Raw genomic sequence first — 21303 nt, forward strand, 5'->3', positions numbered from 1 at the left:
CAGAAGGTCTTCCATGCCGCCCAATTTCTCGAGCTCAGCTCAGCCGCTCGATGATGGTGACGTTCGCGGTCCCGCCACCCTCACACATGGTTTGGAGTCCGTACCGTCCATCAATGCGGTCCAACTCGTGCAACATCGTGGCGAACAACTTGGTGCCAGTGGCCCCAAGGGGGTGGCCCAATGCGATTCCACCACCGTTGGGATTGACCCGGGAGGGATCTGCACCCGTCTCGATCAACCAGCTCAGAACTACCGAAGCGAATGCCTCGTTCATTTCTACGGTATCCATCTGGCCGATCGCCATGCCGGATTTCGCCAGTGCATACTTCGTCGCGGGTATCGGCGCCGAGAGCTGCAGCATCGGATCGTCGCCGCGCACGCTCATATGATGAATGCGCGCTCGTGGCTTCAATCCATGAACCTCGAGCGCCTTCTCGGAGACGATCAGGGCCGCTGATGCGCCGTCACAGATCTGCGAAGCCACAGCAGCCGTCAGCAACGAGCCATCCCTCAATGCGGGCAGTGCAGCCATCTGCTCCATGGATGTCTCTCGCGGGCATTCGTCAACGACGCATTGGCCCAATGACACTGTCTCACACTCGAATCGGCCGTCTGTGATGGCAGCACGGGCACGCTGATGCGATTGCAGTGCCCATTCCTCCATGTCTTCACGGCTGATACCCCATTTCTTGGCAATCAGGTCGGCGCCGACGAACTGTGAGATTTCGGCCTCGCCGAATCGTGCTGCCCACCCCCGGGACCTACTGAAGGGCGTGTCGAATCCGTACTCGTTGCCGGCACGCATCGCCGCCGAGATAGGAATCGCGGACATGTTCTGCACACCGCCGACAAGCACCACATCTTGGGTCCCGCTCATGACCGCTTGCGCTGCGAAGTGGACGGCTTGCTGTGAAGATCCGCATTGTCTGTCGACTGTCGTTCCTGGGATGTCCAAGGGTAGGCCTGCTGAAAGCCAGGCGGTGCGGGCAATGTTGCCCGATTGCGGCCCGATAGCGTCGACACAACCGAAGATCACATCGTCGACGGCCATCGGGTCCAGTCGAGTGCGGTCGAGAATCGATGTGATCACGTGGGCCCCCATGTCCGCTGGGTGCTCTCCTGCGAGCGAGCCGTGCCGTTTACCCACCGGAGTGCGGAGCGCATCGACGACATAAGCCTGAGGTGCAACCATACGAACTCCTTCGAAATCGAACTTTGTCGGGCTTTCGATGTCGCACACACTCTAGCGATCAAGCATTTGTTTGGTAGATGAAACGTGATTTCGAGACCCGCAGCCACCACCACAGGATTGGTCTCCGCACTTCTATCCAACGAAATCCACTGCTGTCGCGATCATTCGACAGTTCGAGGCTCGACCCCCAAACGCGGCTTGGCTGCCCACGCCGCAGACCCCTCACGCCAGCGTGAAACGGCGAAAGATGCGAGAACAGCTGCGGGAGTGCATCTTCGAGCGGAACGAGCGCATCATCCATGTCCAATGCCTGCCCTGAGAAATCGTTCAGCCCGCCTTGCGAACAACACCAGCTTTGTCGAGCTACACCGCAAGCCGGCTGGCCGATGGCTGGAAAGTTAGTACTTTCGGTGGAGCCCAGCACGATTGGGCTATTCACCGCCCAATACAGGCTTCGTATACCGATACGCGTTGCAGGACAACGATTCTACAAACGGTCACGCACTCAGCGATTCACGAACCGCCGCTGGCTCGAAAACTGGATCCCCTTGCGGTAATTGCGCTCCGGGTAGAGCATGGGCACCACACCGTCTTCGATTACCGGAGGTTACCGTGACGAATCTCGTACGCCGATTATCTGCCTGCGTATCCATAGTGGCCGTTTCGGTTCTCGCGCCCGCAGCCGTTGCCTCCGCGGCGGTCACCGTTCCGTTCCAAATCAACCCGGCGCCGTTCGGGAACCCAAACGGCAGCTTCGACGCACCCCCTGTCCACTGTGTGGCGGTAGTCGGCGAACAACCTGGCACGGTGACGATCACCGGCGCCAAAGACGAGCGGTGGGGTTGCATGCTTTCGACCGAAGTGCGCTGGATGAACCTCTCGACAGGAGCCTCCGGCACCGGTCGGCTTTCTGGCGACAACCAAGGAACCCCGGGAGAGGCAACCCTGCAGACTGGAGCCGGGCAAGTTGCCGTCGCCATATTGCCTGCCGCCGGACCTGTCACCCCGGGTTTCGCAACCTTCTTCGTCCCATAGGGAACCCTCAAACCCGGGACACCTGCTATACGAACGACCCGTCGCCACACAATCGTGTGGCGACGGGTGAGGGCTTTCCGTTCTCCAGTTGTACGCCTACAGCTTCGCGCTGATGAGCGGCACGATATGTTCAGCCGCCCACATCGTTCCGATCGGGCCACCGCTCGTGATTGCCCACAGAACGTCGCCACCGTCGGCGGTGCGAGGAGGCAGAGCGACCCAACGACCGGAGGACACCGCTCCCAGCGCTTGGAAGAGCTTCCCGCCGGTCAGCTTGTCGAAATCCTCCTCGCTGCCGGCGGCACTGCGGCCGATCAGCAGGAAGTCCGCATCGATGTTCTCGAGAAGTTCCTCGCCGACAGTGCTTTGGGTGACGAACTCCTGTGCACGCGGGTTCTCGGCAAAACCGAGCTCGCCCAAGAAAGTTGCCGGAGCCGAATCGGGCGCTGAAAGGTACTGCAGCCCATTGCCGGTTCCGTAGAAGATCGCCCAGGTTGCGGTCAGGCCAGTGAGTTCAGGGTTCTCCTGACGCACCTTCGCAAAATACCGATCATGGTCCGCCACGATCTTTTCGGCTGCCTTCGAGAGGTCGAGTGTCTCGCCGAGTACGCGGATCGATTCCTTCCACGGCACGAGCATCCGCGACTTCGTGTCGGGGCTCGTCACCACCGGTGCGATGGAGGACAAACGTTCGTAGTAATCGCCCATCGACAAACCACCCAGGCCGTCGGCCCAGCCGACGGCGACGATGAGGTCAGGTTCGCTCGCGGCGATCGCTTCGACGGGAAGTGTGCCGCCCATCGCGAACTCGAAGGTGTCGAGATCCTCTGCGCCGTAAGGCAGCAAGTACGACTGGGAAGCCGACTCCTTGACCATCGACGAGGAGAGGACGGGTTTGACGCCGAGCGCGAGGAGCATTTCCGTGTCGACGGCATTGGGCACGATTGCGGCGATCCGCTCCGGTCGCTTCTCGAGAATACTTGTACCGTATGGCGATTCCAGGGTCAGCGGGTAAGTAGTCGTTCCTTCCGCAGCGGGAAGGGCGTTCCCCTCCGAACCGGGAGTGGACGCCGTTTTCGAGTCTTCGGCCGAGGCCGAGCACCCGGACACAAGGAGCGCTGCGGCGAGCGCGGCCCCGATCAGTCCGATGATCCGTGATCGTCTGGTGCGCAGGACTGTCATTTCTGCCTTTCGGTGTTATCGAGCGCTTCGGTCTTACCGAGCGATGGAGCCGGGTCAGGAATCTGTGCGCACTGTGTCGCTGCGTTTCCAGTAGCCGGTGAAATCGATGTCGGTCTTCGCAATCCCCCGATCACGAATGAGGTACCGCCGAAGCGAGCGAACCGTCGCCTGTTCGCCTGCAAGCCATGCGAATATGCGTCCGTCAGGCCATTCGGCAGCACTGACCGCGTCGAGCAACAAAGAAGTAGTGCCGGGCTCCGCCCCTTCGCGTGGCAACCACGTGACACTCACCCCGGGCAACTCGCGCACCGATTGAATGTGAGCCGAGTCCGCAATTTCGACGAACACATGCCCCCTGGCACCCGCAGGCAATTCCTCGAGCAGACGTGCGATCGCAGGTAGCGCCGTCTCGTCACCGACGACGAGCAGATACTCGCAATCTTCCGGGAGTCCCTGCGATACAGAGGGACCCGCGATGTGCATTCGGTCGCCAGGGCCGGCGTCGCGCGCCCAGGTGGTAGCAACTCCACCGCCGTGAACGACGAAATCGACGTCGAGTTCCCTTGTTCGCGGATCGTAACGGCGCACGGTGTACGCGCGGGCAAGTGGACGGCGTCCCGCTGCGAAAGTCACACTGCCGTCGACTATCACCGGCAAGACCGGATCGGTTTCGCCAGGATAGGCGAACAACAATCGGAGGTCGTCGTCGAAGCCGGTGCTGACGAAGGCGGGCTCGGCGAAGCCGTCGGCGTTTGTGAAGGTGTCGAGCTGCGCTCCGGTGAGCGTCACTCTCCGCATGCCCGGCGTCACGTCTGTCACCCGACGTACCTCGAGTTCACGCAAGGTGACTGAGTACGCCGTTGTCGGACGGGTGTTTCGGGGCACGGAAAGACTCCTCGGAAGCGCACAGACGGGGGGTTCGACCCACGCTCGATCACGGCGGGAGGGCCATTGAATAAAGCTAGCCTGCCCTAATCGGCTACGGTTATCCGTGCGTGCCGACTTCTTACACTCATCGGTGGCTGCGTGAGAAAGCATCTGAATCGGGAGGGCATACGTGGGACCACGGTTGGTGTTCTCCGCGGGCGAAGTCCCCGAGATCCCCGCGTCCCGACTCTCCTTGATCGCGAATGCACGTGAGCCACTGCTCTTCTGGGTACACACCGGACACGCGGAACTACAGATTGGCGACCGCACCCGCAGCGTGACCGCTGGGGCGGCAACCTGGGTGCCCGCGGGAATCGCCTACAGCATCCGAGTCGACCCGGGAGCGGTCGCGTTTCCCATTCCGATGCCCGCTGCCGACCTGCCGCCCACGTTGAACCGGATCATCGATTTCGAGATCCCGGCAGCCTGGCAGGACTGGCTCGTCCACCAGTTCGCGCACAACTTGGGATTTCTGCGCGGTGGGGCGACTGTGGGGGCCGGACTACTCGAGCTTGTCGCGGGGGCCCATTCCAACGACGCCGACGCTTCGGTGTCGTACGCCCCACCGAATTTGCCACGCTCGGCCGAGACCCTCGAGATCGCTCGCACGCTTCTACGGACGCCAGCCGACGACACGGAGCTTTCCCAGTTCGCCCGGCAACTCAAGATCGGCGTCCGCACCCTGCAGCGCCGATTCACGGAGGAGACGGGGTTGCCTTTCGCGCGTTGGCGCACCTCGGCCCGGATCGCGGCAGCAATCGCATACCTGAACTCCGGCCGCGAAATCGGATGGACGGGTGGGCAGGTCGGATTCGCGACGCCCGCGGGATTCACCCGTGCCTTCCGTGAACACACCGGTGTGACACCCAGTGACTACACACGTGCAAACCAAGGCTCAGCGCAGATCCATGAGAACGAGACCTTGGCACAGAGCGTCGCACTCTTGTCCGAGGAAGGCGCCCACTCAGGCTCGGCGCCGACGATTCCCGCAAGCGGAACGTGGGCCAGGGTCAATAACTTTCACGTCGTCGTCTGGATCTACCGAGGCTCCGCCCGGGTCACTTTCGGCGACCGAACCTGGAATCTGAGGCGGGGCGACGCGATGTGGCTTCCCGCGGGAGTACGCAACAGCGTCGAGATCGCGGAGGGTTCGCTTTTACTTCCGCTCGGATCCCAGCCTGGCGACTCTCCCGTCACTGCACCGCCGCCACGAGTGCTGCACTTCGCGCGCGAAGCGGAGGCGTATCTGTTGCACACGGTCGTTGCGAATTACACCCTTCTGCGCCCCGAGATCCATGACCCAGCGAGGATCTCGAGGCTGATCCGAAACAGCGCGGCGACGCGGACACCCGGCGGCCGAACCGATCCTGTCGAAACGATCCTTACCGCACTCCGCGCGGACCCCACCGATTCGCGCACGCTGCCGGAGTGGAGCGCTCGACTCGGCGTCGACGAGGGCCTGCTCCACAAACGCTTCGTAGCGGCCACCGGCCAGAGCTTCCCGCGCTGGCGCGGTCAGTTGCGGATGACCCTCGCCCGCGCTTACCTCGAGGAGGGCTTCTCGGCCGGAGAGACCGCCCGTCGACTCGGCTACGCGCACGCGTCCGGATTCACCAAGGTCTTCATCGGTGCCCACGGCATGTCGCCCCGGGACTACCAGCGCCGCGGATGGCGGGGAACGGTCGAAGGACTCATCGACTCGTGACCTTCCGTCGGATAATTCCTACAGTCCCCACTACACGAACAGTGCGGCAGCCATTCCGGCAAAAACCAGCGAGATGGCAAACAAGTAGAGACGCAGAATACTGCGGTACCTCTCGCGAGCCTGCTCCACTTCATACGAGCTACTCAACGTTCGGAAGAGAACTATGAGCATCAGAGCGACGGCGGTGAACAGGGTGACCACGATGACCCAGTCCGTCGTGGTTTCCACCGGCGCTTTGCCGTCGTCGCGAATTGCCCACTGAGCCAAAAAGTTCAGCAAGAACCCCAAGATGATGCCGAGCGAAGTCACCATCGGCTGGCGGGTATCTCGAATGTCGTCGTTCATGATCACTACTTTCTTGACTAAATTTTCAGTCAGGAGCTATTCTCTGTGCAAGTAAGTCGGCGCCGGAGAAATCTGGTGCGATCGAACAGTAACTGGATGTTGCCCCGCTCGCGCGCGATGAACAGATTCCTCGAAGACCAAGCGAGCACGCGAAGAGCAGAAGGAGTCACCGCAATGCAAAGACGTCGGTTCATTCAGGCAGGCGCCGCTGCGCTCAGTGGCCTCTTTTTGGCAGGTTGCGGCGATTCCGACTCAGCCTCGGGCGGGAGCAATGGAGACGACGATCTTCGCGAGTGGGTGATGCCGGAAGAGGGTGATCCACATAAGCGCACCTGGATGGCGTTCGGTGCCAGCGAAGCGATCTGGGGAGCAGCCCTCCTGCCCGAGGTCCAGCGCAACCTCGCGACGATCGCGCAGACCATCGCGCAGTTCGAGCCCGTCTCGATGCTTGTTCGTTCCGAGGAACTGGACTTGGCTCGCTCCCTCGTCGGCCCATCGGTCGAACTGATCGCCGCGCCTCTCGACGACCTCTGGATGCGCGATACCGGCCCCATATTCGTGAAAGGCAACGGGACCAAAGCGGGTATCGATTTCAACTTCAACGGTTGGGGCGAGAAGCAGGATTTTGATCAGGACGGCCAGGTCGCAGCTTTCGTTGCCGCCCGCGCGGGAGTCGAATCATTGCCTACCGACCTGATCCTCGAAGGCGGCGGCATCGAGGTCGACGGCGAAGGCACAGCCATCATCACCGAAAGTTGTGTACTCAACAACAACCGCAACCCGGGATGGTCGAAGTCGGACGTCGAGGCCGAACTCGGCCCCCTGCTCGGTCTCGACAAGATCATCTGGCTACCGGGAATCGCCGGCAAGGACATCACGGACGGCCACACGGACTTCTACGCCCGTTTCGCACGCCCAGGTGTCGTGGTCGCAGGCCTCGACACAGACCCGGAGTCGTTCGACCACGACGTGACCGCACGTCACCTCGAGATTCTCCAGAACGCGACCGACGCACAGGGACGGAAGCTGAAAGTGGTGGTCCTCGAGGCGCCGGTCGCGATCAGGCCCGACTTCGAATCGGACGATTTCGCAGCCGGATATATCAACTTCTACGTATGCAATGGGGCGGTCATCGCACCCGAGTTCGGTGACCCCGAGGCCGACCAGGCCGCGAGAAGCGAATTGGAGCGCCTCTTCCCCGACCGCCGTGTCGTGCAGATCAACATCGACGCCATCGCCGCGGGTGGTGGCGGCATTCACTGCACCACCCAGCAGGAACCCGCGGACTAGAAACCTGTCCCGACCACCCTCGTAGAATTCGGACTCGTGTCGAACCGCCAAACGCAAATCTTGGAAGCAGCAGTCCGCGTCATTGCCCAACACGGCGTACGCGGGCTGAGGGTGGAGACGCTCGCTACCGAGGCCGGAGTGTCGACGGCACTCATCTACTACCACTTCCAAAACCGCGCAGGTGTGCTGCGCCGGGCCCTCGATCACATCAACGATCGCGCCGCGCTGTACACCGAAAGTGCCTTCACGGAGACAGACCCTCGTGCGCAGCTCGAGCAGATGCTCCTGCTGGAGTTTCAGAATTCCCCGAAGATTCGGGAGAACAGCATCGCCTGGGGTGAACTCCGGGCAAGCGCAGTCTTCGCCGACGAGCTGCGCGAACCCCTAAGCACCACGACGCAAGAGTGGGCAGACGACGTTGAATCCTTGATCCGCCAAGCGCAGGATGCCGGGCTCGCTGATCCCAAGGCAAGCCCGGCCGACGCCGCCGAGCGACTCACCGCCCTGGTCGAGGGTCTGAGCGAACGCTGGCTGAGCGGCTCGATCCCCATCGAACGAGCCAGAGAACTGCTCACCGGCGCGATCAGTGTGGAGATCGATCCGAGCTAGCCTCTACCGCTCGCCGACGCCCTTCGATTCCGGAGACAGAGCCGGGAACCAGATGTCGGTCAGAACTTCGGCGGCCTGAATCCGCGTCACATCGATTGTCCCCTGCACGGCCCAGCGTGTGAAGAATCGCTCCAACTGACTCACGAGCAGTTCGACGCGCAACCGTGCCTCGTCGTGCTGTTCCGCCGGCCAACGGCCCAGGTACTTGGGCATGGCATTCGGTAGTTGGGTCATACCGTCTCGCGCTGTCTCGCGGAACTCCGGTTCGAGTGCCACGGCCTCGTCCCACGCCGGCAGCAGGCGTTTGTTCTCGTCGAACCAGTCGAAGGCACGCTCCAGCCAAGCCGTGAATTCCACGCGAGAGTTCGTGTCGAGAACCCGATCGAGATCGATGTAGAAAGCGAACGCACTCGCCGCCATCCCGGCCGCGCCGATCGTTTTGAGCATCTCCACCTTGCTGGCGAAATGCACGTAGAACGTGGCTCGACTGCATCCGACGACCGAGGCGATGTCGTCGACCGTGACAGCCGCGTATCCCCGTTCCTCGAACAGAGTGCGTGCGGCGTCCACGAGTTTGGCCCGCGTCGCGCGTTTCTGCTCGTCGCGAAGTGTTCCCCGCCTGTTCTTCGGGCCGTCCGTAGTCGTGCTCACGTCGCCCACCTTGCTCGCATTTCAACCTCCTGGCAAATCACCGACTCGCCGTCACCAAAAAACATTGCGTCATTCATTGACACAACGTCAGCGAGTGGCGCACTATGACTCAAGTCACTTCTCGGGATTCGATTCTTCTTCTCGCACGCCCGAGACAGAACAGAAAGCGATGGCGAATGAGCCCCTCCCCCTTGCCGAGCGTGTGCATCATCGGCGCCGGGCCCACCGGAATCACGACGGCCAAGCGAATGAAGGAATTCGGAATACCCTTCGACTGCTACGAAGCGTCCGACGAGGTCGGCGGAAACTGGTACTACAAGAATCCCAACGGGATGTCGGCCTGCTACCAGAGCCTGCATATCGACACGTCGAAGTGGCGCTTGGCATTCGAGGACTTCCCGGTCTCCGCTGACCTTCCCGACTTCCCGCACCACTCCGAACTCTTCCAGTACTTCAAGGACTACGTCGAGCACTTCGGACTGCGTGAGTCGATCATCTTCAACACCAGTGTTGTTGCAGCAGAACGTGATACAGACGGGCTGTGGACCATCACGCGCTCGGACGGCGAAGTTCGCACCTACGACGTCCTGATGGTCTGCAACGGACATCATTGGGATCCCAACATCCCGGACTACCCCGGTGAGTTCGACGGGGTCCTCATGCACAGCCACAGCTACAACGACCCGTTCGACCCGGTCGACATGCGCGGCAAGAAGGTAGTCGTGGTCGGAATGGGCAACTCCGGCTTGGATATTGCCTCCGAACTGGGCCAGAGATACCTCGCCGACAAGCTCATCGTGTCGGCTCGCCGTGGAGTCTGGGTACTGCCGAAATATCTGGGCGGAGTGCCCGGCGACAAACTGATCACCCCGCCCTGGATGCCGCGTGGTCTACGACTGTTCCTGAGTCGTCGATTCCTCGGCAAGAATCTGGGAACGATGGAAGGCTACGGTCTGCCGAAGCCGGACCACCGCCCCTTCGAGGCCCACCCGTCGGCCAGCGGCGAGTTCCTCGGACGCGCCGGGTCAGGCGACATAACCTTCAAGCCTGCCATCACCAAACTCGACGGAAAGCAGGTTCACTTCGCGGACGGCACCGCCGAGGACGTCGACGTGGTCATCTGCGCCACCGGCTACAACATCAGCTTCCCCTTCTTCAGTGATCCGAATCTGCTGCCGGACAAGGACAACCGATTCCCACTGTTCAAACGAATGATGAAGCCCGGAATCGACAACCTCTTCTTCATGGGACTCGCGCAGCCCATGCCGACGCTCGTCAACTTCGCCGAGCAGCAGAGCAAGCTCGTCGCGGCCTACCTCACCGGTAAATACCAACTGCCGTCCGCGAACGAGATGCAGGAGATCACCAAAGCCGACGAGGCGTACTTCCTCGCCCCCTATTACAAGTCACCACGCCACACGATTCAGCTCGAGTTCGATCCCTACGTCCGCAACATGAACAAGGAAATCGCCAAGGGCACCAAGCGTGCTGCGGCCTCCGGAAACAAGCTACCTGTTGCCGCGCGTGCAGCAGCACACGAACTCGAGAAGGCGGATCGCGCATGAGTCTGGTGAACGGTCACTGCGACAACGAGTTCGACGCCGTCCGCACCGCCTTCGAGGCTCAACTCGAATCCGGTGAAGAACTCGGCGGCTCCGTTGCCATCACCGTCGACGGAGAATCCGTGGTCGATCTCTGGGGCGGGTACGCCGACGAATCCCGTACCACTCCATGGGGCAGCGACACCATCGTCAACACGTTCTCCATCACCAAGACCATGACGGCCCTGTGTGCGCTCCTGCTGGTCGAACGCGGCCAATTGGACGTGTACCAGAAAGTTGCTCATTACTGGCCCGAATTTGCGGCAAACGGCAAGGAAGACATCGAAGTTCGCCACCTGCTGTCACACACGTCCGGGGTGTCCGGTTGGGAGCGCCCGATCGAACTGACGGACATCTACGACCTCGAGGCGTCCACCGCTCGCCTCGCTACCCAGAAGCCTTGGTGGACTCCAGGTACGGCGTCGGGCTATCACGCGATCAACTACGGCCATCTCGTCGGTGAGGTCATTCGTCGCATCGACGGGCGAACTCTCGGCAGGTTCTTTGCCGAAGAGCTTTCCGGTCCACTGGGAGCCGACTTCCATATCGGCACGTCCGCAGAGCATTTCGGTCGAATCGCCACCATGGTTCCGCCACCCGCAATGGAATTCGACCTGTCCACGCTCGACCAGGACAGCATCTTCATCAAGACCCTGACCTGCCCACTGCTCGACTACCCCGAGGTCAACACCGCACCCTGGCGGGAAGCCGAGATCGGCGCAGTCAACGGCCACGGCAATGCACGTTCTATCGCCAGGATCCAATCCGCGATCTCGAACGGTGGTGTGCTCGACGGCCGGAAGCTGCTCTCGCAGAGCACCATCGACCTGATTTTCGAGATCCAAGCCGACGGTATCGATCTCGGGATCATGACACCACTCAAGTTCGGCATCGGCTACGGACTGCCACATCCGGTTACCGCGCCACTGATTCCCGACGGACGCGCCTGCTGGTGGGCAGGTATCGGCGGCTCGATGCTGGTCAACGATCTGGACCGACGGATGACCTTCGCCTACGTCATGAACAAGATGGCACCGGGTCTGATCGGATCCGACCGCAGCAACGCGTATCTCAGCGCCGCATACAACTCCGAGGTCAGCGAGGTCAGTTCATGAAGGCAGCCCAGCTCATGGGGCCCGGGCTCCTGGAAATCAACGACGTGCCGGTCCCGGAGATCGGTCCGTCGGAACTACTGATTCGGGTGGGCGCAGCGGGAATCTGCCACTCCGATCTCCATCTCCTGCACTTTCCGTACAAGATGCGCGAAGAACCGCTGACAATCGGCCACGAAATTGCCGGAACGATCGAAGCAGTCGGCAGTGCCGTCGACGGCCGTTCCACCGGGGAACGCGGCGTCGTCTACCTCTGTTGGTCATGTGGACAGTGCCGAGAATGCATGAGCGGCAACGAGAATATGTGCCTCGCCGCTGGACGCACCGCGATGCCGCCCTGCCCCGGGCTTGGTCCCGAAGGCGGGATGGCCGAATACGTCAAGATCCCGGCTCGCTCATTCGTACCCATCGGAGACCTCGACTTCCTGCAGGCCGCACCTCTCGCCGATGCGGCACTGACGAGCTACCACGCCATTCGCGGTGCCCGCGAACATCTCCAGCCCGGTGCCACCGTCGTCGTGATCGGCGTCGGCGGACTCGGTCACGTTGCAGTACAGATACTTCGCGCAATCAGTGCCGTGCGCATCATCGCCGTCGATGTCGGACAGGATCAACTCGATCTCGCCAAACGTTGCGGCGCCGACATCACGCTCGAATCGGGACCGGACACCGCGCAGCACATCCTCGACCTCACATCGGCCAGAGGCGCAGAAGTCATCTTCGACTTCGTCGGTATCGACGCAACTGCACAGATGTCCGTTCAAGCGGTTGCGCCGAACGGCGCGTATCGAATGGTGGGCCTCGGAGGCGGAAACCCCGGAATCACTGCCGAAGCTGCCGGCGGACCGGGCTGGCCGTGGGGCGCATCGATCCGGAAGTCCTATGGCGGCACCAGAAACGACCTCGTCGATTCCATCGCCCTGGCACAGGCCGGTCTGGTAACGGTAGAAGTAGCCCGCTTCGACCTCGCTGATGCCCGCGACGCACTCGACCGTCTCGAACACGGCAAGGTCACCGGACGCGCAGTGCTCGTACCCTAATCTTCGAAAGGCACTTCACGTGACTACTTCCGCTGATACACAAGCATTCATCGCGTCCGTCATGGCCGGGCTGACCGGCCCCGGTGGTCCTTTCGAGATGCAAGTCGAGGATGTACTCGGCAGTTCGATGCCCGTCATGAAGAACCGCGACAAGGCACTCGGCGACGTGCTCGCTGCATCCTTCGACTACGGATTACGCGACTATCTGGTGACCAAGGACCGACGCTTCAGCTACCTCGAGCACGGCGAGGCCGTAGCAGCATTGGCGACGGCGCTGCGCGAGCGGTACGGCGTCCGCAAGGGTGATCGGGTCGGCATACTTGCTGCCAATACGCCGGAATGGGTGATGACCTTCTGGGCGGCTCAGTCCCTCGGTGCCATCGCCGTCGGATTCAACTCGTGGTGGGTGGCCCGCGAGGTGGCGTACGGCATCGATCACACCACCCCCACAGTGGTGATCGCCGACGCCAAACGCGCGCAGATTCTTTCCGAACTGAACACCGATGTTCCCGTGCTCACGATGGAAGAAGATCTACCTACCTTGATGGAGAAGTATTCGGGTTCTGCACTGCCCCGCACGTCCGTCAACGAGGACGATCCGGCCGTCATCCTGTACACGAGCGGAACCAGCGGCCGCCCCAAGGGGGCTGTTCACAGTCACCGAAACGTGTTGGCCGTCATCGACTACCACCGCTACAGCGATCGCCTCGCTGCGGCGTTCACCGGCAAACCCAGCGACGGCCGACCGAGTGACTTGCGGTATCTGCTGACCGCGCCGCTGTTTCACATTGCAAGCCTGCATAACCTGGCGATCCCACGACTCGCGACGGGCGGAGCGGTGGTCATCCATCAGGGCGCCTTCGACGTCGACGAAGTCCTTTCCCTCGTCGAACGCGAGAAGGTCACCAACTGGGCGGTCGTACCCACCATGGCAACCCGTCTCCTCGAGTACGGCAGTCTCGAGAAGTACGACCTGACCTCACTGAGGGCTTTTGCACTCGCGTCTGCACCGTCATCTCCGGCCTTGCAGGACCGCCTGCGCGCACGCCTGCCTTTTGCGCAGCACACCTTGGTCGACAGCTACGGGCTCACCGAATCCTCCACCGGCATTTCAGTTGCCACACCACCGGAACTTGCCGCGTTCCCCGGAACTCTCGGTCGGCCGATCATCGGGGTGAGCGTGGAGGTGCGCGACCCCTTCGGTGTTGCAGTCCCCGACGGCGAGGAAGGTGAGATCTGTGCGCGCAGCGCCTATGTGATGTTGGGGTACTGGAACGACGAGACCGCGACTGCAGCCGCTATCGGTCCTGATCGATGGCTCCGAACCGGCGACTTCGGAGTGTTCGAGGACGGCCGGCTCCGCCTGACGGGTCGCCGATCCGATCTGATCCTGCGCGGCGGCGAGAACGTCTACCCTCTCGAAATCGAGCAGACCATCGACGAGCATCCCGCCGTACTCGAATGCGCTGTGATCGGCATTGATTCGGCAGACCTCGGCCAAGAAGTTGCAGCCGTCGTCGTTTTGCGGAGTGAGGGAGCCGCCGACGAAGAAGAACTACGCGACTACGTCGCCGAACGACTGGCTTACTTCAAGGTGCCGGTGAAGTGGAAACTGAGCACAACTCCTCTGCCCCGCAATGCAACCGGAAAAACGTTACGTGCAAAGGTGGTTCTCTCATGACCTACGACGCCGTGATCAACAACGGTCTGTGGTTCGACGGCACCGGGGCCAAACCAGCTGTCCGCAATCTGGGTATCCGCGATGGGTTGGTTACTGCCATCTCCCTCGATCCACTCGACGAAACCGACTGTCCCCGTGTAATCGACGCGAGGCGCAAGTGGGTGATCCCGGGCATCGTGGACATCCACACTCACTACGACGTCGAGATCCTCGAAGGCCCGGCACTGAGCGAATCTCTCAGACACGGGGTCACGTCGATCTTTGTCGGATCGTGTTCCCTGTCCACCATTCACGCCAGCCCCTCCGACGCGGGTGATCTCTTCGGCAGAGTAGAGGCAATTCCGCGTAAGCACGTCGTCGACGCACTCAACCGTGCCAAGACCTGGAACTCTGCGAGCGAGTATGTTGCTGCACTAGAGGCGCTTCCGCTAGGTCCCAACGTTGCAGCCTTCATCGGACACTCCGATATGCGGGCCGCCGAGATGGGACTGGATCGTGCTACCAGGAAGGACGTCCATCCCACAGACGCCGAACTCGCGTCGATGGAAGCACAGTTGGCCGAAGCTCTCGACGCAGGATTCGTCGGGATGTCCAGTCAGCAATTGTTGTTCGACAAACTCGACGGCGAGACCTGCCGCTCACGCACGCTGCCGTCGACGTATGCAACCACGAAAGAACGACGCCGACTCAATGCGATCCTGCGCCGTCGGGGACGGGTATTTCAGGCCGGACCTGACCTCTCCAACCCGATGAGTACCGGAGCGATGGCGTTCTCCAGCGCGGGTATCTGGCGTAAGCGACTCAAGACGAGCATGCTTTCGGCCGCCGACATCAAGTCCAACAAGTTGGCCGTGGTGATACTCGGCCCATTGGCACACTTGGTCAATCGACTCGGCGGCGACCTGCGCTGGCAGCACCTGCCAGTTCCCTTCGAGGTATATGCCGACGGCATCGACCTGGTTGTCTTCGAGGAGTTCGGATCCGGCGCTGCAGCACTGCATCTGACCGACGAGATGGAACGCAACGTCCTCATGCAGAGCGAGGATTACCGTCGACAATTCCGCAAGGACTACGACCAGAAGTTCGGTGTCAAAGTTTGGCATCGCGATTTCTTCGACGCCGAGATCGTGTCCTGCCCCGACGAATCCCTGGTCGGCAAGAGCTTCGGGCAGGTCGGCGTCGAACGTGGCGGCCTCCACCCTGTCGATGCGTTCCTGGATCTGGTCCTCGAACACGGCACGAAAGTGCGTTGGCGCACAACCATCTCGAACCACCGGCCGGAGGTTCTGGACAAGTTCGCCCAGGACAATGGCGTCCAACTCGGGTTCTCCGACGCCGGAGCGCATTTGCGCAACATGGCGTTCTACAACTTCGGCTTACGCCTACTACGACGTGTCTACGATGCCCAAAAGGTCGGCCGTCCGTTCATGACCGTCGAGGCAGCGGTGCATCGTCTCACCGGTGAACTCGCCGAGTGGTACGACGTCGATGCCGGGCACCTTCGATTAGGTGATCGCGCCGACCTGGTTGTGATCGATCCCGCTCATCTCGACGATTCGCTCGACACTTATGCGGAAAGCCCGGTTGTGGAGTACGACAACCTCTCCCGCATGGTCAATCGCAACGACCAGACCGTCACCGCAGTGTTCGTCGGCGGCGAGTACGTCTTCGGCGACGGAGAAGCAGCACCCGTTCTCGGCAACCGCCGAACCGGAAAGTTCTTGAAAGCAGGTGCCCATTAACACGTCCAGATTTGCCGGGAAAACAGCAGTCGTCACTGGAGCAGCATCAGGTATCGGTGCAGCCATCGCACTAAGGCTTATCGACGAAGGCGCACAGGTAGCTGGAATCGACATCGCTGCAGAGGGTTTGAAAGAGATAGCCTCCCAGCAGGGCGGGGCTTTCCTCGCCGTTCCCACTGACGTCACCAAGGAATCCGATGTTGCCGAGGCCCTTGCCGCGGCGGCGGCGGAATTCGGCGGTATCGATCTGGCTTTCAACGTTGCCGGTGCGTCGAGGGTGGGGCAGATCGTCGACCTCGACGAGGCCGACTGGGACTTCACCATCGATTTGGTTCAGAAGGGCGTCTTTCTCTGCACCAAACATGAAGCGCGACATATACGAGAGCACGGTCGCGGCGGTGCGATAGTCAACGTATCCTCCCTCAACGCGCACGTACCGAGCCCCTATGGAAGCGCATACGCGACGGGTAAGGCCGGGGTCGAGATGTTCAGCAAGAATGCCGCGATCGAACTCGCTGCGTCGCGAATCCGGGTCAATGCCGTTCTACCCGGCCTGGTCGACACGCCGTTGGTCGCGCCGGTCATGAACTACGAACCCGCCCGCGACATGTTCCTCAGCCGAATCCCCATGTCCAGAGCAGCAACTCCCGACGAGATCGCCGGCCCCTGCCTCTATCTCGCCAGCGACGACGCCTCGTACATCACCGGAACCAGTCTGGTCGTCGACGGCGGCTGGGAGGTCTCGAACTACCCGGATCTGACGACGCTGGGCAACTAGTTCAGTTGCCGGGCAACACACATTGAGTATCGAGGCCGAGGACGTGGTTGAGCCTGCCGAAGGCCAACCACGATCCGAGGCACATGCTCAACTCGACGATTTCTCGCTGGGAGTAGTGAGCTGTCATACGTTCCCAGAACTCGTCGTCGAGCCCGTGGTGGTCGAGGGCGTATCTCTCGGCGTATTCGGCAGCGAGGCGCGTCCTGTCGTCGAAGGCATCGGTGGTGCGCCAGTCGGTGACAGACTGATCGAAAGTCGACTCCACAGTCTCGCCGTCACGCTCGGTGCGCCAGTCCTGACAGAAGATGCACCCGTTGATCTGAGCGATCCGAAGCCTGGCCGCCTCGAACTCGCGGAGTCCGAGAGTGCCGTCCGTGTAGACCTTTTGGGAGAACCCGGCGGCCGCGGGTCCGATGCCGGGGACCATCTCTCCCCACACGTAGCCGATCGGATTCTTGCCTTCGGGTATGTCGATATTCATGCGAGTACCTCCGAGTTTCGGGCACCGAGCTTGCCGACGCCGGGTGTGAGCGGAACGTCCAGCGCGTCGTAAAGACCGGGTTCAGCCTGACGTAGCCAGGGAATTGCGTTGACGAGACGTCCTACGGCCGTGGCATTTCCACCGGCCGCGCGATTTCCACCTTCATCGGTGGCTTCGACGTTGATCTCGATTCGTGGTCGTCCTTCGACGATCACCTTGTGCGCGCCGTCGCCGCCGTCGGGCGGGAGCGGCCAGTCGCGGGCACAGGACGGATGAATACGCGTGACGTGTTCGATCACGATCAGGGGTTCCCCGCCGACGATTCCCTGAACCTCGAATCGCAGTGCGCCTTGGGTGCCGGCCGCGAACTCCCCCATATGTTCGGTCGACACGGTTTCCTCGAGCGGGCGGCGCAGCAAGGTCTCGCGGATCTCGTCGAGTTCCACCCCGAGCGCCCGCGCGATGAGCCGAATCTGCCCGCCCCAGACCATGGTGGGTACGGTCGGCGCGACCATGGGAGGTTCGTAGTCCATCGGCTGACCCATCCCGATCAGGTAGCGGACAGAATCCGGCTGTTCGTAGGTCGTGTAGTCGAAGATTTCCTGACACCGGATCTGGTCGATTGTCCCCGCGAGCCCGCTGACGAGAATCGGCAGGATGTCGTTGCCCCAGCCTGGGTCGATACCGGAGACGAACAGAGCGCCGCCGCCCGCCTTGGCAGCAGCTTCGACGGGATCACGAAGTTCGGGAGGCGCAGATTTCGGGTCGTACAGCGCATATACCGACGGCGTGACCACCACAGCTCCGGCGGCCAGTGCCCGCGTGATGTCGGCAACCGCGTCGTCGGGCCGAATGTCGCCGGACGCCGCGTAGACCACCGCGCCGGGAGACGCTGCGAGCACGGCATCGGCGTCGTCGGTAGCCGCGACGCCCAGGTGCACTCCCAGATCGGCGAGGTCACCGGCGTCTCGCCCGACCTTCTCGGGGTTCGCAACGATGACGCCGACAAGTTCGAGGGCCGGATTGGCTGCCACAGCGCGAATCGATGCACGCCCGACGTTGCCGGTACCCCACACGACAGTCGGAATCTTGGACTCGGCTTCATTCGAAACTGCACCCATCAATCGGACATTACCCAGCTCAGCGCGTCAGGTCAGCAGAACTGCAAGAATTCGTTTCACTTCATCCGGTCAAAAATGCCATTGCCTGCGCAGTCAGTGCGCCCTCACCCCGCCTCCGGTACGTCTCGGCGGGTCGGCCGTTACCTGGTCTGCTCATCTCGCCGGTACTTTCGAGCGCGTCGAGCACCTGCCGGCGGAAGCTGTCCTTCTGGAACGGACGATCGAAGATCACCTCGTACAGTCTCCGAAGTTCGGCGACGGTGAACGTCCCGCCCGACAATCCGTCCGGATCCACGTACGACGCATACCTCGTGCGTAGGTCCGTGACCGCGAGTCGCACCATGTCGGCGTGATCGAATGCGAGTCCGCTCACAGCCTCGTCGTCGTACACATCGACGAGAAGCGCCGAATCGGGCAGTGCCGATTCCGGTAGGCAAGCCGTGTGTGCGACCGACAAAACCCATCCACGGTCGTCGCGGTCCGGTCGGTCGAAGATCGCCAACTGGTGGAAGCTCGTCTGGGCCAACTCTGCCTTGACCGACAGGGCACGATCGGCTGCGGCCGTGAGCAATTCGCGTTCGTGCAGAAATGTTCCCGGTAGCGCCAGCGCACCGAGACGGTGCCGAACCACCAGAACTTTCAGAGATCCACCGCTGTACGTCAGCACCGCGACGTCCACTGCCACAGACGGACGCGGATAGTCCGTCAATCCCTTGCCGCTCGTGTCTGTCCATTTATTCACCCTTGCATGTTATCTCAAACATGATCTATGGTTAGCGCAAAGTTGATCAAACGATTATCGTGAACCGAAGAGGTGGCTATGAAACTCACCGCACAGCAGTCCGATCGAGCGGCCGGCGTTCTGCTCGGCACCGCAGCAGGAGACGCACTCGGCGCCGGCTACGAATTCACCTACCCGAAGGCCGAGGTCACGATCGACATGATCGGTGGCGGCCCGTTCGACTGGGCGCCGGGAGAATGGACCGACGACACCTCGATGGCAGTAGCGATCGCCGAGGTGGCCGCTACCGGAATCGACATCGGAAGCGCTGACGGTCTCGATGCCATTGCAGCACAGTTCATCCGGTGGTACGACTCGAAGCCCGCGGACATCGGCAACCAGACGCGAGCAGTGTTGTCCGTCCGCTCCGAAAGCGCAGCGGCGATGGCGGATCGTGCGCGGGCGATCAGCGGCCGCAAGGCCGGCAACGGCTCGCTCATGCGGACTGCTCCCGTCGCCCTCTCCTACTTGGACGATGCAGAAGGTGCCAGGTCGGCAGCGCACCGGATCAGTTCACTCACGCACGACGACCCGCGTGCCGGACAGGCGTGCGAGTTGTGGACCCATGCCATCCGCCATGCCGTTGTCGCCGGCAACTTCGACGGTGTTCGCGGCTTCCTCTCCGTTGCCGATCAGGACGTCGCCGAATACTGGGGCCCGCTGCTCGATCAGGCCGAAACCGGGAACCCGCAGGACTTCTCCAAGAACGGTTGGGTGGTGCATGCACTTCAGACTGCTTGGTGGGCAATCACTTCCACGGACAATGGCGATGCTCGCCACCTCCAGTACGCATTGGAAGCAGCAGTAAGAGCCGGCGGGGACACCGACACGACGGCGGCCATCGCGGGTGGCCTCCTCGGCGCCCGCTGGGGAGCGTCGGCGGTTCCCGCCCGTTGGCGCCGAATCATGCATGGCTGGCCGGGATACCGTTCCTCCGATCTGATTCGCCTGGCAATAAAGACTGCTCGCGGCGGTACCGACGACAAGAACGGATGGCCGTCGACGGCAGAACTCGACTACTCGAGGTTTCGCGGAACCCACCACCTGACGACGCACCCGCACGACGACGGCGTCATGCTCGGCGGCGTCGATGCGGTGTCCACTGCAGACTACGACGCCGTGGTCAGCCTGTGCCGCATGGGAACACGACAGGTCGCCCCTGATCACGTCGAGTTCTGGTTGGTCGACGACGGTCACGATTCCAACGCCAACCTCGAGTTCGTTCTCGACGACGCAGCGCGCACCGTCCAGGCGTTGCGGGCCGAGGGAAAGCGCGTACTCCTCCATTGCGTTCAGGCGCACAGTCGCACGCCGTCGGTTGCAGCGCGATACTCGATGTTGATCGGACGTGATCCCTACGGCGTACGCTCGGCTATGCCGTGGGCTCGCCCGAAGCGTGAACTCTGGAACACGGCAGTCGGAAACGCGTCCGTCGGACACACAGCCGTCGGAAACGCGTCCGTCGGACACACAGCCGTCGGGTACCCAGGAGGATCCATGCCCGCTATTACAGTCGTCGAAGGTGACATCACGACGCTGACCGTCGACGCCATCGTCAATGCGGCCAACTCCAGGCTCCTCGGCGGCGGCGGTGTCGACGGCGCGATCCACCGTGCCGGAGGACCGGAGATCCTGAAGGCCTGCGAGGTATTGCGCAACACCAGCCTTCCCGACGGCCTGCCCGTGGGTGCGGCCGTGGCCACCACCGCCGGAAAGCTGCACGCCAAGGCCGTGATTCACACCGTCGGCCCGAGGTATTCGCGCTCCGAGGATCGTTCCGGTCTGCTTCGGTCGGCATACACCCGCAGCCTCGCCGTGGCCGACTCGATCGGCGCCCGAACCGTCGCCTTTCCGTTGATCTCGGCAGGGGTCTACGGCTGGCCGAAGGAAGATGCCGTCCGACAGGCCGTTTCAGCGATTCGCGCGGCGAAGACCGAGGTCGAGACGGTCACACTGGTCGCGTTCAACAAGGAAACGGCAGACTTGATGCGCCGCGCCATCGACTGACCTTCGGACGGGACAGTCAACTC

General features: G+C 62.1%; 19 protein-coding genes and 1 pseudogene. 12 read left to right on the forward strand and 8 right to left on the reverse strand.

From position 1 onward, the window contains the following. Positions 1 to 34: 34 nt before the first annotated feature. The gene (locus tag ACYP01_RS15670; RefSeq protein WP_378504900.1) at positions 35 to 1192 is read right to left on the reverse strand and encodes an acetyl-CoA C-acetyltransferase; all 1158 of its coding nucleotides are present in this window, start codon (positions 1190 to 1192) and stop codon (positions 35 to 37) included. A 654-nt stretch (positions 1193 to 1846) separates the two neighbouring features. On the opposite strand from ACYP01_RS15670, the gene ACYP01_RS15675 reads away from it, so the two are divergent. After that, positions 1847 to 2227, forward strand: a complete 381-nt coding sequence (locus ACYP01_RS15675; protein WP_003943006.1) for a hypothetical protein — start codon at positions 1847 to 1849, stop codon at positions 2225 to 2227. 96 nt (positions 2228 to 2323) lie between these two features. Here ACYP01_RS15675 and ACYP01_RS15680 read toward each other — a convergent pair whose 3' ends face one another. Both ACYP01_RS15680 and ACYP01_RS15685 read right to left on the reverse strand, forming a co-directional pair. Further along, the gene (locus ACYP01_RS15680; protein ID WP_314673686.1) at positions 2324 to 3409 is read right to left on the reverse strand and encodes an ABC transporter substrate-binding protein; all 1086 of its coding nucleotides are present in this window, start codon (positions 3407 to 3409) and stop codon (positions 2324 to 2326) included. A gap of 54 nt (positions 3410 to 3463) precedes the next feature. Then, positions 3464 to 4294, reverse strand: a complete 831-nt coding sequence (locus ACYP01_RS15685) for a siderophore-interacting protein (RefSeq protein ID WP_058226824.1) — start codon at positions 4292 to 4294, stop codon at positions 3464 to 3466. A gap of 172 nt (positions 4295 to 4466) precedes the next feature. Between ACYP01_RS15685 and ACYP01_RS15690 the strand changes: the two genes are divergently transcribed. Continuing rightward, positions 4467 to 6041: a helix-turn-helix transcriptional regulator gene (locus ACYP01_RS15690; protein ID WP_459680990.1), complete on the forward strand. Its 1575-nt coding sequence runs from the start codon at positions 4467 to 4469 to the stop codon at positions 6039 to 6041. A gap of 30 nt (positions 6042 to 6071) precedes the next feature. Here the strand turns inward: ACYP01_RS15690 and ACYP01_RS15695 are convergent, their stop codons facing one another. Continuing rightward, a complete protein-coding gene (locus ACYP01_RS15695; protein ID WP_037130624.1) occupies positions 6072 to 6386 on the reverse strand; it encodes a hypothetical protein in 315 nt (104 codons plus the stop codon). A gap of 174 nt (positions 6387 to 6560) precedes the next feature. On the opposite strand from ACYP01_RS15695, the gene ACYP01_RS15700 reads away from it, so the two are divergent. Both ACYP01_RS15700 and ACYP01_RS15705 read left to right on the forward strand, forming a co-directional pair. After that, positions 6561 to 7676, forward strand: a complete 1116-nt coding sequence (locus tag ACYP01_RS15700; protein ID WP_459680993.1) for an agmatine deiminase family protein — start codon at positions 6561 to 6563, stop codon at positions 7674 to 7676. A gap of 36 nt (positions 7677 to 7712) precedes the next feature. Then, positions 7713 to 8285, forward strand: a complete 573-nt coding sequence (locus tag ACYP01_RS15705) for a TetR/AcrR family transcriptional regulator (RefSeq protein ID WP_459680995.1) — start codon at positions 7713 to 7715, stop codon at positions 8283 to 8285. A gap of 3 nt (positions 8286 to 8288) precedes the next feature. Here ACYP01_RS15705 and ACYP01_RS15710 read toward each other — a convergent pair whose 3' ends face one another. Beyond that, positions 8289 to 8945, reverse strand: coding sequence for a TetR/AcrR family transcriptional regulator (locus tag ACYP01_RS15710; RefSeq protein WP_003943145.1), 657 nt, complete (start codon positions 8943 to 8945; stop codon positions 8289 to 8291). A gap of 167 nt (positions 8946 to 9112) precedes the next feature. On the opposite strand from ACYP01_RS15710, the gene ACYP01_RS15715 reads away from it, so the two are divergent. From ACYP01_RS15715 to ACYP01_RS15740, 6 genes are read left to right on the forward strand one after another with little or no spacing between them, the layout of a single operon-like run. Beyond that, on the forward strand, positions 9113 to 10501 hold the full coding sequence (locus ACYP01_RS15715) for a flavin-containing monooxygenase (protein WP_007730290.1): 1389 nt from the start codon (positions 9113 to 9115) through the stop codon (positions 10499 to 10501). Continuing rightward, complete coding sequence (locus ACYP01_RS15720; RefSeq protein ID WP_459680998.1) at positions 10498 to 11652, forward strand: serine hydrolase domain-containing protein; 1155 nt, start codon at positions 10498 to 10500, stop codon at positions 11650 to 11652. The genes ACYP01_RS15715 and ACYP01_RS15720 overlap by 4 nt, the downstream gene beginning before the upstream one ends. After that, positions 11649 to 12689: an NAD(P)-dependent alcohol dehydrogenase gene (locus ACYP01_RS15725; protein WP_459681001.1), complete on the forward strand. Its 1041-nt coding sequence runs from the start codon at positions 11649 to 11651 to the stop codon at positions 12687 to 12689. Before ACYP01_RS15720 ends, ACYP01_RS15725 begins: the two co-directional genes overlap by 4 nt. A 19-nt stretch (positions 12690 to 12708) precedes the next feature. After that, the gene (gene casG, locus ACYP01_RS15730) at positions 12709 to 14370 is read left to right on the forward strand and encodes a steroid-24-oyl-CoA synthetase (RefSeq protein ID WP_459681004.1); all 1662 of its coding nucleotides are present in this window, start codon (positions 12709 to 12711) and stop codon (positions 14368 to 14370) included. Next, positions 14367 to 16112, forward strand: coding sequence for an N-acyl-D-amino-acid deacylase family protein (locus ACYP01_RS15735; protein WP_314673703.1), 1746 nt, complete (start codon positions 14367 to 14369; stop codon positions 16110 to 16112). The genes casG and ACYP01_RS15735 overlap by 4 nt, the downstream gene beginning before the upstream one ends. Continuing rightward, entirely contained in the window at positions 16102 to 16890 is a 789-nt protein-coding gene (locus ACYP01_RS15740) for an SDR family NAD(P)-dependent oxidoreductase (protein WP_459681007.1), read from the forward strand. The genes ACYP01_RS15735 and ACYP01_RS15740 overlap by 11 nt, the downstream gene beginning before the upstream one ends. A gap of 1 nt (position 16891) precedes the next feature. On the opposite strand, the gene ACYP01_RS15745 is transcribed toward ACYP01_RS15740, so the two are convergent. From ACYP01_RS15745 to ACYP01_RS15755, 3 genes are all read right to left on the reverse strand, one after another. Beyond that, a complete protein-coding gene (locus ACYP01_RS15745) occupies positions 16892 to 17371 on the reverse strand; it encodes a carboxymuconolactone decarboxylase family protein (RefSeq protein WP_003943220.1) in 480 nt (159 codons plus the stop codon). Next, positions 17368 to 18492, reverse strand: coding sequence for an NAD(P)H-dependent amine dehydrogenase family protein (locus ACYP01_RS15750; RefSeq protein ID WP_459681009.1), 1125 nt, complete (start codon positions 18490 to 18492; stop codon positions 17368 to 17370). Before ACYP01_RS15750 ends, ACYP01_RS15745 begins: the two co-directional genes overlap by 4 nt. A gap of 61 nt (positions 18493 to 18553) precedes the next feature. Further along, entirely contained in the window at positions 18554 to 19234 is a 681-nt protein-coding gene (locus tag ACYP01_RS15755) for an NUDIX hydrolase (protein WP_054831400.1), read from the reverse strand. 78 nt (positions 19235 to 19312) lie between these two features. Between ACYP01_RS15755 and ACYP01_RS15760 the strand changes: the two are divergent. Continuing rightward, positions 19313 to 20155 (forward strand): annotated as a pseudogene (locus tag ACYP01_RS15760) (ADP-ribosylglycohydrolase family protein); the annotation flags it as partial. Positions 20156 to 20770: 615 nt separating this feature from the next. Then, positions 20771 to 21280 carry an O-acetyl-ADP-ribose deacetylase gene (locus ACYP01_RS15765; protein WP_404650272.1) on the forward strand — a complete coding sequence of 170 codons (510 nt, stop codon included), beginning with the start codon at positions 20771 to 20773 and terminating at the stop codon, positions 21278 to 21280. Positions 21281 to 21303: the final 23 nt, after the last annotated feature.

This window comes from Rhodococcus sp. no. 34 (genome assembly GCF_054589475.1).